Source organism: Nocardioides sp. Leaf285, assembly GCF_001422955.1.
Classification (GTDB): domain Bacteria; phylum Actinomycetota; class Actinomycetes; order Propionibacteriales; family Nocardioidaceae; genus Nocardioides; species Nocardioides kribbensis.
Map to the genome: position 1 here is coordinate 118384 of NZ_LMNH01000006.1, position 12157 is coordinate 130540.

Consider the following 12157-nt stretch of genomic DNA (forward strand, 5'->3'; position numbering starts at 1 on the left):
CGGCCATGTCGGAGAACCGTGAGCTGAACCTGACCCTGGACTTCTGTCTCCGGGTGGGGGAGGTGCTGCTGTCCTCGGGTGCCGGCGCGGCCGACGTGACCGCGACGATGCTCTCGCTGGCGCGCGCCCTCGGCTTCTGGCAGGCCGAGTGCGACATCACCTTCACCTCCCTGGAGATGTCGCACCAGACCAGCCCCGACGAGCCCCCGGTGATCGCCACGCGCCAGGTCAAGCAGCGGGTCATCGACTACCAGCACCTCACCCGCGTCGACCACCTCGTGCGCGACGTCCTGCGCGAGGACCTCGACCTGCGCCAGGCCCGGGCCGAGCTCGGCCGCATCGTCTCCACCGGTCACGACCGGCCCCGCTGGGCCGTCACCGGGGCCTGGGCCGCGATGAGCGCCGGCGTGGCGATGCAGCTCGGCGGCGACGCGGCCGTGGTCGTGCTGGCCCTGCTCAGCGCGGTCACCATCGACCGGCTCCAGCTGCGCATGGCCAAGCGCCGGATGCCGGCCTTCTACCAGCAGGTCGCCGGTGCGGGCGCCGCGACGCTGATCGCCGCGGCCGCCGCGGCCAGCCCGCTGAGCATCGACGTCTCGCTGGTGATCACCGCCAACATCGTCATGCTGCTGGCCGGCGTCGGCTTCATGGGCGGGCTCCAGGACGCCCTGACCGGCTTCTACATCACCGCCGGCGCCCGTCTGACCGAGGCGATCCTGGCCACGGCCGGCATCATCGCCGGCGTCAGCGGCGGGCTCAGCCTGGCCAACGTGGTCGGTGTCCAGATCCCCGAGATCGACCCCGGCCGCGTCGACATCCAGAGCGTGGGGCTGATGATCGTGGGCTCCGCACTGGCCGCTGCGGCCTTCGCCTTCGCCTCCTACTCCCCGGGGCGCATCCTCGCCCCGATCGCGGGCATCGCCGCGGTGGCCATGGGCATCTCGACGTCGCTGGCCCAGCCCGGCCTGGGGCGGGCGTGGTCGGTCGGCACCGCGGCCTTCTTCGTCGGCCTCGTCGCCTTCGCCGTCGCCGGTCGGATGCGCGTGCCCCCGCTGGTGGTCGTGGTCTCGGCGATCGTGCCGATGCTGCCCGGCATCTCGATCTACCGGGGCCTCACGCTGCTGGCCGAGGGCGGGCGCCGCGACAGCTCCGAGGGCCTGCTGGCCATGGTCACCGCGGCCTCGGTCGCGATCGCGCTGGCCGCGGGCGTCATCCTCGGGGAGTACGTCGCCCAGCCCCTCAAGCGCGAGGCGCAGAAGCTCGAGGTCAGGCTCTCGGGGCCGCGACTGGTCGGCCCGGTGCGCGTGCGCAGCCGTCGCCCCGGCTCCTCGGCGCAGACCTCGCGCCGCGGTCGTGCCCGGGCCCGCGCGGAGGACGCCGACGACGGCGACGGCGGCACGGGCGACGACGGGGCCGGGTCGACGACTCAGCCGGGCTGAGCCAGCCGCTCGAGCCAGACCTCCGCGCTCCCGTCGTACGGCGCCCTGCGCGCGGCGACCGCGGCGTGCACCGCGTCGCACGACGCCCGGGCGGCCGCGACGACCTCGGGCGGGTAGGCGTAGCGCACCCGGTGCTCGGCGAACTCGTCCTCGTCGTCGACGTAGTCGCTCCCGTCGGCGCGACGCACGACGTCGAGGTCGAGGTCGACGGCGGTGACCACCGGGCCGTCGGGCCCCGCGAGCCAGCGGGGCGGGGTGGTGATGTCGACGTAGACCGACGCCCACGTGCCGGGGGCGTGGAAGGTGGCGACCCACCACTGCGCGGTCGCGACGGGCAGCAGGGTGACGGTGTCGACCTCGGAGACGAAGGCCGCGCCGGGGCGCGCGTGGTGGGTGCCGCGGGGCACGCCGACCCAGTCGCCGTGCTCGTCGGCGCCGAGGTGCACGCCCGCCATCCGCCAGTGGGGGCGCTCGCCCCACTTGGTGGTCTCGATGCGGACGGGCTGCCCCGGCGCCGGTCGCACGGGCCTCAGACCACCTGGGTCTTGGGCGGGAGCACCTTCTTCGACACCTTGGCCACGACGTCCTGGTAGCGGGAGCCGGCCAGCTTGCCGAAGGTGTGCAGCGCGTGGGCGTCGAGACCGACGAGCACCCGGGCCTGGTTGCGGGTGATGCCGCGCACGATGATGGCGGCGGCCTTCTCCGGGGTCATCTTGGCCAGCTTCTCGTCGAAGAACTTGGCCGTGGCGGCCTGGTCCTCGCCCGCGGAGACGCGGGAGTTGCGGGCGATGGCGGTCTTGATGCCGCCCGGGTGCACCGAGGTCACGCCGACCGGGTGGCCGGCGATGAGCATCTCCTCGCGCAGGGCCTCGGTCATGCCGCGCACGGCGTACTTGGAGGCGTTGTACATGCTCTGCCCGGGCATCGAGATCAGCCCGAAGAGCGAGGACAGGTTGACCACGTGGCCGTCGCCGGAGGCGATGAGGTGGGGCAGGAAGGCCTTGGTGCCGTGCACCACGCCCCAGAAGTTGATGCCGATGATCCAGTCGATGTCGTCGTACTCCAGCTCGACCAGGTCGCCGGCCAGCGCGACGCCGGCGTTGTTGACGACCACGTTGACCCGGCCGAAGTGGTCGACGACCGCGGCGGCGTAGGCCTCGAAGGCGTCGCGGTCGGCGACGTCGAGCCGGTCGGTGCGCACGTCGCGGGCGCCGGCGGCCCGCGCCTGGCGGGCGGTCTCGGCCAGGCCGGCCTCGTCGACGTCGGAGAGGGCCAGGCGCGAGCCCTTGCCGGCGAGGTTGAGGGCCAGGGCCCGGCCGATGCCGGATCCGGCGCCGGTGATCACGACGACCTTGTCGGTCAGCGTCTTCATGCGTTCACGTCCTCACGTGTCGGGGTGCTGCGGGGGGCGGGGTCGGTGTGCGGCGCGCCGACGGCGTAGGCCGGGGTGTCGAAACGGGCGAGCAGGCGGCGGAAGCCGAAGGTGGAGCGCGGCCACAGGGTGGTGTTGCGCCCGTGCTCGTCCTGGTACCAGCTGGAGCAGCCGCCGGTGCTCCACACCGTGCGGTCCATGCGCTGCTGGAGGCTCTCGTTCCAGGCGGCGGTGGCCCGCTCGGTGGGCTCGACCGTGGCGTAGCGGTGCCGGCGCATCGTGCGGATCGCGTCGCGCACGTAGGCGACCTGCGACTCGATCATGAAGACCATGCTGGAGTGGCCCAGGCCGGTGTTGGGGCCGACCAGCAGGAAGAGGTTGGGGAACTCCGGCACGGTGGTGCCCTTGTAGGCCGCCATGCCGCTCTCCTTCCAGCGCGCGGACAGGGTGCGGCCGGTGCGGCCCACCAGGTGCTCGGTGATGGGCAGCTCGGTGGTGTGGAAGCCGGTGGCGACGATGACGACGTCGACCTCGCGCTCGGTGCCGTCGGCGGTCACGATGCCGTGCTCGGTGAGCCGGGCGATCCGGTCGGTGACCACCTCGGTGGTCGGGCGGGCCAGTGCGGGGTAGTAGCGGTTGGAGATGAGGATCCGCTTGCAGCCGATCTGGAAGTCGGGGGTGACCTTCGCGCGCAGCTCCGGGTCGCTGATCGAGCGGGCGATGTTGGCCTCGGCGGCCTTGCGCGCCGGCAGCAGCACCGCGGGGGCCAGGGTGAAGGGCGGCACGTAGGACTCGCGGCCCCAGTAGATCGCCGTGCGGTAGGCCTTCTGCAGCCCCGGCACGTGGCGCAGGGCGGCCTTCTCCAGGCGCGAGTAGGTGCGGTCGTGGCGCGGCATCACCCAGGGTGCGGTGCGCTGGTAGACGTCGAGGTGCTCGGCCCGCTCGGCGACCTCGGGGATGATCTGGATCGCCGAGGCGCCGGTGCCGATGACGGCGACGCGCTTGCCGGTGAGGTCGGCGGTGTGGTCCCAGCGGGCGGAGTGGAAGACCTCGCCGCCGAAGGACGCCAGCCCCTCGATGTCGGGCAGCTTGGGCTCGGAGAGGCCACCGGCGCCGACGACGAGGTCGCGGGCCAGGTAGTCGCCGCGGCTGGTCTCGACCAGCCATGCCTGCTCCTCGGCCCGCCAGGTGGCGGTCTCCAGCGCGGTGTCGAAGACGAAGCGGTCGAGCACGCCCGACTCGCGCGCCACGCGCTGGATGTAGGCCTGGATCTCCGGCTGGGGCGAGAACGACATCGACCAGTCGGGGTTGGGCGCGAAGGAGTAGGAGTAGAGCTGGCTGGGCACGTCGCAGGCGGCGCCGGGGTAGGTGTTGTCGCGCCACGTGCCGCCGACGTCGCCGCCCTTCTCGAGGACGACGAAGTCGCGCTCGCCATCGGCGTCGAGCTGGATCGCGGCGCACAGGCCCGCGAAGCCGGCGCCGACGACGAGGTGGTCGACGCGGCGCGCGCCGGCCGGGACCGGGGTGGTGTCGGTGGTCATGGTCACGAGGGTATTGGCGTTATTGAAAAAGTGTCAATAGAGTGGGGCCCGTGACCCGCAGCACCTCCTCCCGCACCCGGCTCAGCCCCGACGAGCGCCGCGCCCAGCTGCTCGACCTCGGCGTGCGCCTGCTCGCGACCCGCTCGGTCGACGAGCTGAGCATCGACCTGCTCGCCGAGGAGGCCGGCATCTCGCGCGGGCTGCTCTACCACTACTTCGGCAACAAGCACGCCTTCCACGAGGCCGTCGTGCGACGGGCCGCCGACGACCTCATCGAGCAGACCGCCCCACCCACCGCGGGCGACCCGATCGAGCGGTTGCTGCTGTCGATGACGGCCTACCTCGACTACGTCGTGGCCAACCACGAGGGCTACCTCTCGCTGGTCAAGGGCGCCGCCGGCGGCAACGAGACGCTCCGCGAGATCTACGAGGAGGCCCGCTCGACCCTCACCGACCGCATCTTCCGCGAGGACGCCCAGGGCCAGCTCGTGCCCGACACCCCCGCGAGCCGGCTCATGGTGCGCGCCTGGGCGGCCATGAACGAGCAGCTCGTGCTCGCCTGGATCGAGCACCCCGCCGGCATCACCCGCGACGACCTGGTGGCGATGATGGCGGGCTCGCTGCCCGCGCTGGTCGGCGTGCTGCCCCCGGCGGGACCGGCGGGACCGGCCGGGTCTCACTCCACCCCGGCCGAGAGGTCGTAGACACTCACGCCGTCGACGCTCTGCGCGGTGAAGGTCGACTCCACCCAGGCCGTGATCTCCGCCGCCGCGTCCGAGCCGCCGTCGGACCCGCCGGCGCCGCCCAGCACGCCGCCCATCGCGCCACCCCCGCCGATGAACCAGTGGATCTCGCCGTCCGCGACGTACTGCTGGAACTCCTCGAGGGTGGGGCTGGGGTCGCTGCCGTTGAAGCCGCCGATCGCCATCACCGGCTCCTGGGTGGCCAGCTGGTAGCCCGACGCGGTGTTGGACCCCACCGCCGCCGCGACCCAGGTGAAGGAGTCGGCGTCGCTCGTGAGCAGGGCGTCGATCGCCTCGCTCGACGTGCTGGCCTCCAGCAGCCCGCCCGTGCTCGCCCCGGGCACGCCGCCCGTCCCGCCGGGGCCGCCCGTCCCGCCGGGGCCGCCCATGCCTCCGGGGCCGGTGGTGGTCGTCGGTCCGGCGGTGGGGATCGAGCCGGTGTGCGGGGTGGCGGCGGTCGACAGCGCGTACGCCGTCGGGCCGGCCAGGGCCGCGACCAGCGCCGCGGCCGCCACGACCCGGCCCGCGCGGCGGGGCAGGTGCCGCACCCCGGCGAGCGCCAGCGTGGCGAGCGCGCCGACCGCGACCACGACGTACTTCAGCCAGGGGTGCCAGTCGCCCGCCCGGCCGAGCAGCACGAAGGCCAGCGACGCGGTCAGTGCCGTGGTCGTGGCGAGCACCCCGCTGACCAGCAGCGAGTCGCGGTGCGACCACGCCGACCAGGCGCCGATGCCGACGAGTGCGGCGATCGCGGGGGCCAGGGCGACGGTGTAGTAGGCGTGGAAGATGCCGCCCATGAAGGAGAAGGTCACCGCGGTGACCACGAGCCAGCCCAGCCAGACGGCGAGCGTGCCGCGCAGCACGCGGGGGCTGCGGGGGCTGCTGGGGCCGGGGGCCGACGCCGGGCCGCGGCGCCAGGTGAGGGCCAGCGCCGTCACCCCCAGGACCACGGCGGCCGGCAGCAGCCACGCGACCTGCCCGCCGATCTCGCTGCCGAGCAGGCGCAGCGCCCCGGTCTCGCTCCAGCCGCCTGCGCCGCCCACCGAGCCGGTCTCCTCGCCGGTGATGCGGCCCAGGCCGTTGTAGCCGAGGGTCAGCTCGAGGACCGAGTCGCCCTGCGAGCCCCCGATCCAGGGCCGCGAGGCCGCGGGCCACAGCTCGACGACCGCGACCCACCAGCCGCCGGCGAGCACCATCGAGGCGAGGGCGACCAGCAGGTGGCCCACCCGCCGTCCCAGCGGCACGGCGGCGAAGAGGGCGTAGGCGAGGGCGAAGGCCGGCAGCACCAGGAAGGCCTGGAGCATCTTGGCCAGGAAGGCCAGCCCGACCAGCGCCCCGGCCAGGGCGATCCAGCGCACCGGGCGGACGCCCTCGAGGGCGCGCTGCACGGCGTACGCCGCCGCCACCAGCAGGAGCACCAGCATCGCGTCGGGGTTGTTGAAGCGGAACATGAGCACCGCCACCGGCGTGAGCGCCAGCACGGCGCCCGCCAGCAGGCCGGCCCCGGCCGAGCCGGTCGCGCGCCGCACGAGGGCGTGGAGCAGGGCCACGGCGCCGACGCCCATCAGCGCCTGCGGCACGAGGATCGCCCACGAGGAGAGCCCGAAGGCCCGCACCGAGAGCATCATCGGCCACAGCGACAGCGGGGTCTTGTCGACGGTGATCGAGCTGGCGGCGTCGGAGGAGCCGAAGAAGAAGGCCTTCCACGACTCCGAGCCGGCCTGCACGGCGGCGGAGTAGAAGGAGTTGGCCCAGCCCGAGGCGCCGAGGCCCCACAGGTAGAGCAGGACCGTCGAGCCCAGGAGCAGGGCGAGCGCCACGCGCTCCCGGGGGAGTCTCAGGACCCCGGGAGCGGTGGCGCCCGCGTCTGGGTGGGTGGTCGCTCGGGCGGGTGCGGCGGTGCTGGTCGACATGACCGCCAGCCTGCGGCCGCCGGCTGGGGCGACCTCAGGGCCGCGCTGTCAGCGGCCTGTGACCCGCGAGGGCCACCCGGCACCGAGCCTACGCCGGATCGGCGGCCCGGACGACCTCGGCCAGCTGGTCGAGGCCCCAGGCGAGGTCCTCGGCGGTGATGACCAGCGGCGGGGCCAGGCGGATCGTGGAGCCGTGGGTGTCCTTGGCCAGGACGCCGCGCGCCATGAGCGCCTCGCAGACCTCGCGGCCGGTGCCGACGGCGGGGTCGATGTCGATGCCGGCCCACAGGCCGCGGGTGCGCACGCGCAGCACGCCGTGGCCCACCAGCGCCTCGAGCCGGTCGCGCAGCACGACGCCGAGCTCGGCCGCGCGGTCCTGGTGCTCGCCGGTGGCCAGCATCCGCACGACCTCGAGGCCGACGGCGCAGGCCAGCGGGTTGCCGCCGAAGGTCGAGCCGTGCTGGCCGGGGCGCAGCACGCCGAGCACGTCACGGTCGGCCGCGATGGCCGAGACCGGCACGATGCCGCCGCCGAGCGCCTTGCCCAGCACGTAGACGTCGGGCACGACGCCCTCGTGGTCGCAGGCGAAGGTCTTGCCGGTGCGGCCCAGGCCGGCCTGGATCTCGTCGGCGACCATCAGGACGTTCTCGCGGGTGCAGACCTCGCGCAGTCCGCGCAGGAAGCCGTCGGGGGGCAGCACGACGCCGCCCTCGCCCTGGATCGGCTCGATGAGCACGGCGACGGTGTCGGCGTCGATCGCGGCCTCGATGGCCTCGAGGTCGCCGTAGGGCACCATCTGGAAGCCGGGGGTGAAGGGGCCGAAGCCGTTGTGGGCGTCGGGGTCGTCGGAGAAGCTGACGATGGTCGTCGTGCGGCCGTGGAAGTTGCCGGAGGACACGATGATCTTGGCGTGGCCGGGCGTCACGCCCTTGACCTCGTAACCCCACTTGCGCGAGACCTTGATCGCGGTCTCGACGGCCTCGGCGCCGGTGTTCATCGGCAGCACGAGCTCCTTGCCGCACAGGTCGCCCAGCTCGGCGCAGAAGTCGGCGAAGCGGTCGTGCACGAAGGCACGGCTGGTGAGCGTGAGGCGGTCGAGCTGCTCGTGCGCGGCGCGCAGCAGGCCGGGGTGGCCGTGGCCGAAGTTGAGCGCGGAGTAGCCCGAGAGGAGATCGAGGAAGCGCTTGCCGTCGACGTCGGTCATCCAGGCGCCCTCGGCGTGCTCCACGACGACCGGCAGCGGGTGGTAGTTGTGCGCCGTGCGCGCCTCGGCGCGCTGGTAGAGCTCGGTGCTGCGGGCGACCTCGGTGGTGGCGGTCGTGGCGTCGGTCAGGGATGCCGTCATGGCTCGTCTCCTCCTGGAGGCCCGTCCCGGCGTGCGGGAGGGTCGGGGCGGGTCGGTCGGATCGTGGGTCGCGTCGCGCGACCTCCCCACACCACCAGGCACGGGGACGGAATCCGAGGATTGTCAGACAATCCCTCACGAGAGTAACCCCACGTACGGCGGGCCGCCGAATGCTCGAGGGCCCCCTCGACCGACCCGGTCGCCCCGGAGCCGACCCTCAGCCGCCCGCCCCGGGCAGGGTCACCTCGACCGCGGTGTCGCCCGGTCGGCTGACGAGCGTGACCCGGCCCCCGTGGGCCGTCACGATGGCCTCGACCAGCGCCAGCCCGAGCCCCGCGCCGCCCGGTGCGGCCACGCCGCCGCGGGTGCGCGCGGTGTCGCCGCGGGCGAAGCGCTCGAAGGCGTGGTCGAGCAGCTCGGGCGGGAAGCCAGGCCCGTCGTCGTGCACCCGGAAGCCGTCGGGCAGCGCGGTGACGGTGACCGTGGAGCCGGCGGGGGTGTACTTGCGGGCGTTGGTGAGCAGGTTGGTCACCACCTGGTGCAGCCGCTGCTCGTCGCCGTCCACCTCGGCCGGTGCCTCCTCCGGCAGCTCCAGGCGCCAGTGGTGGTCGGGGGAGAGCACGCGGGCGTCGGAGACCGCCTCGAGCAGCAGCCGGGTGAGGTCCACCGGTGCCGACTCCAGCGGTCGCCCGGCGTCGAGGCGCGCGAGCAGGAGGAGGTCCTCGACCAGCGAGGTCATCCGCCCCGACTCCTCCTCCACCTTCGCCAGCGCGGTGGCGACCGCGGTGGCGTCGTCGGGTCGGCGGCGGGCCAGCTCGGTGTAGCCGGCGATCGTGGCCAGCGGCGTGCGCAGCTCGTGGGAGGCATCCGCCACGAACTGGCGCACCTGCAGCTCGCTGCGGTGGCGGGCCTCCAGCGACGACTCCACGTGGGCGAGCAGCGTGTTGAGCGCCGAGCCCACCCGGCCGACCTCGGTGCGCTCGTCGGTGAGGTGGGCGGGCACGCGCTCGGTCAGGTCGATCTCGCCCTGCGCCAGCGGCAGCTCCGCCACCGTGTGGGCGGTGTCGGCGACCTCGCGGAGGGGGCGCAGCTGTCGGCGTACGACGAGCAGGCCGGCCAGCCCCGCGACGGCCCCGCCGAGCAGGATGAGCACCACCTCGGTGGTGACCAGGGTCGACACCACCCCGTCGAGGTCGTCGGTCGGCAGCCCCGCGGCCACGGTGTAGTCGCCGGAGGCGGTCTCGCGCACGGCCACGCGGTAGGACCCGACGCCGGGCAGGTCGACCTCGCGCGGGCGGCCGTCGGCCGGGAGGTCGGCGAGGAGGTCGAGGGCGGCCGTGGAGAGCGCGCGGGTGCCGGGCCGCCCGTCCTCGCCGGGGGTCAGCACGCAGCCGGCCGGGTCGGCCTCGTAGTCGGCGTACTGCTCGAAGAAGGCCGTCAGGGTGCCGACCGACTGCCCCCGGCCGGGGTCGTCGCCGTCGCCCGGCCCCCGGTCACGGTCGTCGAGGTCGTCGGGCACGCCGCCGACGGGCGGGTCGGGGGTCGAGCAGGGCACGAAGAACTGCGACGCCGCGACGTACTCCGCGCGCTGCAGCGCCGCCCGCACGTCGTCGTCGACCTGGCCGAGCAGGTAGGAGCGCACGGCGAGGGTCGCGACGGTGCCGATGAGCAGCGAGACGAGCAGCACGAGCGCCACGGCCGTGAGGACCAGGCGGGAGGTGAGGGAGGCGAGGCGGCCCACGGGGTGCCGGCGCCTAGGCGGCGGGCTTGAGCACGTAGCCCGCGCCGCGCATGGTGTGGATCATCGGGTCGCGACCGGCGTCGATCTTCTTGCGCAGGTAGGAGATGTAGAGCTCCACCACGTTGGCCTGGCCGCCGAAGTCGTAGTTCCACACCCGGTCGAGGATCTGGGCCTTGCTGAGCACCCGGCGGGGGTTGCGCATGAGGAAGCGCAGCAGCTCGAACTCGGTGGCGGTCAGGCTGATCTCGGTGCCGCCGCGGAAGACCTCGTGGCTGTCCTCGTCGAGGGACAGGTCGCCGACGGTGAGCACCGACGACTCGGCGGCCTGCTGGGCCCCGGCGCGCCGCATGAGCCCCCGCAGCCGCGCCACGACCTCCTCCAGCGAGAAGGGCTTGGTGACGTAGTCGTCGCCGCCCGCGGTCAGCCCGGCGACCCGGTCCTCGACGGCGTCGCGCGCCGTGAGGAACACGACCGGCACGTCCGGGTCGTGGGTGCGCATGCGACGCAGCACCTCGAGGCCGTCGAAGTCGGGCAGCATCATGTCGAGCACCACGGCGTCGGGACGGAAGTCCTTCGCCGCGGCGACCGCCTTCGTGCCGGTGTGGGCCGCACTCACCTCGAAGCCCTCGTAGCGCAGCGCCATCGAGATCAGCTCGGCGATGTTGACCTCGTCGTCGACGACGAGGACGCGCAGGGGACTGCCGTCGGGTCGGGTGAGCTCCATGGCTCCACTCTGGCCCAGGTGCCTGTGCGTCCGCTGTGGACGTCCTGGGTGTCGGACGTGCGTGCCGCGACGGTGCGCTCAGCGGTGACGGCGGGGAGCGAGGTGGTGCGGGGGATGCGCGACGAGACCGGGGTGGGCCCTCCGTCAGTCGTGGGTCAAAGGCCGGTGGCGGTGCCGGTGGCGGTGGCGCCCGTGGCGGTGGTGCGGGTGGTGGCGCCGGTCGTGGGGGTGGGGTCGGTCGAGGCGCCGGGAGGAGAGGTGGCGTCGCCGGGGGAGCCCGGCGCGTCGGCGGAGCCGTCGTCCGACGGCTGTCCCGGGAAGGTCCCCTGCTGCACCGGCGGTCGTCCCCCGAAGCCGCCCGGACCGCCCGGTCCGCCCGACCGGCCGTCGTCGGACCCGCCTGCGGCGACGCCGAGCACGGCGCCGCCGGTCCCGCCGATGAGCAGGCTGGCCAGCGCGACGGCCACGACGCCCCGCAGGGCGAGCGCCCGTCGCCGCCACCCACCTCCGGCCGGTGGGGCGTCGTCGGCGTTCGGACGGGCGGCGGCGGGGAGGTCGGGTGTCTGGTCACTCATGCCGCCAGCGTCGACGCCCCCGCTGTGCCCACCCTGTGCCCCGACCGTGAGTCCGGTGGCCGGTCCGGGCCTCGCTGGTCGGGCAGGGAGAGCCCGGCACGGTGGTTGAGGTGGGAGCGTCAGCCTCGCGGTGGTTGAGGAGGGAGCGTCAGCCTCGCGGTGGTTGAGGAGGGAGCGCCAGCGACCGTCTCGAAACCACCCTCACGCGACAGCGGAACCCTCTCCCCAGGCCGACTATAGCCTCTAGCAATCGAAGGCCTGTTCGAATAAACTAAGCGCATGCTCCTCGACCTCGACACCACCGGCGCCGTGGTCGACGTCGACTCCCTCGAGGCCGACGAGGTCTTGGAGTACGCCGCCGACACCGCCCGCTCGGTGCGTGCAGCCGAGCGCCGCACCCTGCGGGTCATGGCCCGCTGGGGCGCGCTGAACCCCGACCGGGCCTACGCGTGGTCGGTGCCCGGGATGATCCGCCACGGCCTCGACGAGTTCGCCGCCGAACCCCTCGCCCTGGCGCTGGAGATGTCGCCGGTCAACGCCGGCTGCAACCTCGCCGAGGTCATGGAGCTGGTCCACCGCCTGCCCCGCATCTGGGCGATGGTCGAGGACCTCATCCTCCCCGGTTGGCGGGCGCGGCGGATCGCCTCCCAGACCCAGGTGCTCAACGACACCGGTGCTGCGTTCGTGGACCGCAAGGTCGCCGCCCTCGGCCCCCGCGTGCAGAGCCTCGGCGCGCGGCGCATCGAGCTGTTCGTGGCCGAGGC

The 12157-nt window shown here is 74.0% G+C and carries 10 protein-coding genes and 1 pseudogene; 3 read left to right on the plus strand and 8 right to left on the minus strand.

Annotation, left to right across the window (positions count from 1 at the left end; translation table 11 throughout):
* Positions 1–5: 5 nt before the first annotated feature.
* Complete coding sequence (locus ASF47_RS20020) at positions 6–1439, plus strand: threonine/serine ThrE exporter family protein (RefSeq protein ID WP_082500559.1); 1434 nt, start codon at positions 6–8, stop codon at positions 1437–1439.
* Here ASF47_RS20020 and ASF47_RS20025 read toward each other — a convergent pair.
* Genes ASF47_RS20025 through ASF47_RS20035 form a run of 3 tightly spaced genes read right to left on the minus strand, consistent with a single transcriptional unit; the run spans position 1427 to position 4352 of the window.
* On the minus strand, positions 1427–1963 hold the full coding sequence (locus tag ASF47_RS20025) for a DUF402 domain-containing protein (RefSeq protein WP_056865794.1): 537 nt from the start codon (positions 1961–1963) through the stop codon (positions 1427–1429). The genes ASF47_RS20020 and ASF47_RS20025 overlap by 13 nt on opposite strands.
* 5 nt (positions 1964–1968) lie before the next feature.
* A complete protein-coding gene (locus ASF47_RS20030) occupies positions 1969–2811 on the minus strand; it encodes an SDR family NAD(P)-dependent oxidoreductase (protein WP_056865795.1) in 843 nt (280 codons plus the stop codon).
* Positions 2808–4352, minus strand: a complete 1545-nt coding sequence (locus ASF47_RS20035) for a flavin-containing monooxygenase (RefSeq protein ID WP_056865796.1) — start codon at positions 4350–4352, stop codon at positions 2808–2810. Before ASF47_RS20035 ends, ASF47_RS20030 begins: the two co-directional genes overlap by 4 nt.
* 50 nt (positions 4353–4402) lie before the next feature.
* Between ASF47_RS20035 and ASF47_RS20040 the strand changes: the two genes are divergently transcribed.
* Complete coding sequence (locus tag ASF47_RS20040) at positions 4403–5056, plus strand: TetR/AcrR family transcriptional regulator (RefSeq protein ID WP_235558820.1); 654 nt, start codon at positions 4403–4405, stop codon at positions 5054–5056.
* Here the strand turns inward: ASF47_RS20040 and ASF47_RS20045 are convergent.
* From ASF47_RS20045 to ASF47_RS20065, 5 genes are all read right to left on the minus strand, one after another.
* Positions 5029–7008 carry an ArnT family glycosyltransferase gene (locus ASF47_RS20045; protein WP_082500560.1) on the minus strand — a complete coding sequence of 660 codons (1980 nt, stop codon included), beginning with the start codon at positions 7006–7008 and terminating at the stop codon, positions 5029–5031. The genes ASF47_RS20040 and ASF47_RS20045 overlap by 28 nt on opposite strands.
* A gap of 88 nt (positions 7009–7096) precedes the next feature.
* Positions 7097–8353, minus strand: coding sequence for an ornithine--oxo-acid transaminase (rocD, locus tag ASF47_RS20050; RefSeq protein WP_082500561.1), 1257 nt, complete (start codon positions 8351–8353; stop codon positions 7097–7099).
* Between the two features lie 217 nt (positions 8354–8570).
* Positions 8571–10094, minus strand: coding sequence for a sensor histidine kinase (locus tag ASF47_RS20055; RefSeq protein ID WP_056865798.1), 1524 nt, complete (start codon positions 10092–10094; stop codon positions 8571–8573).
* 13 nt (positions 10095–10107) lie between these two features.
* Positions 10108–10818 (minus strand): response regulator transcription factor, encoded by a 711-nt coding sequence (locus tag ASF47_RS20060; protein WP_056865799.1) that lies wholly within the window; start codon positions 10816–10818, stop codon positions 10108–10110.
* Positions 10819–10973: 155 nt separating this feature from the next.
* Positions 10974–11393, minus strand: coding sequence for a hypothetical protein (locus ASF47_RS20065; protein WP_056865800.1), 420 nt, complete (start codon positions 11391–11393; stop codon positions 10974–10976).
* A 279-nt stretch (positions 11394–11672) separates the two neighbouring features.
* Here ASF47_RS20065 and ASF47_RS20070 point away from each other — a divergent pair.
* A pseudogene (locus ASF47_RS20070) lies at positions 11673–12157 on the plus strand (hypothetical protein); the annotation flags it as partial.

Excerpts from the sequence above, each read along its gene's own strand:
- ASF47_RS20045 (WP_082500560.1), bottom strand. The coding sequence starts at position 7,008 with ATGTCGACCAGCACCGCCGCACCCGCCCGAGCGACCACCCACCCAGAC.
- rocD (WP_082500561.1), bottom strand. The coding sequence starts at position 8,353 with ATGACGGCATCCCTGACCGACGCCACGACCGCCACCACCGAGGTCGCC.
- ASF47_RS20060 (WP_056865799.1), bottom strand. The coding sequence starts at position 10,818 with ATGGAGCTCACCCGACCCGACGGCAGTCCCCTGCGCGTCCTCGTCGTC.
- ASF47_RS20030 (WP_056865795.1), bottom strand. The coding sequence starts at position 2,811 with ATGAAGACGCTGACCGACAAGGTCGTCGTGATCACCGGCGCCGGATCC.
- ASF47_RS20020 (WP_082500559.1), top strand. The coding sequence starts at position 6 with ATGTCGGAGAACCGTGAGCTGAACCTGACCCTGGACTTCTGTCTCCGG.
- ASF47_RS20035 (WP_056865796.1), bottom strand. The coding sequence starts at position 4,352 with ATGACCACCGACACCACCCCGGTCCCGGCCGGCGCGCGCCGCGTCGAC.
- ASF47_RS20065 (WP_056865800.1), bottom strand. The coding sequence starts at position 11,393 with ATGAGTGACCAGACACCCGACCTCCCCGCCGCCGCCCGTCCGAACGCC.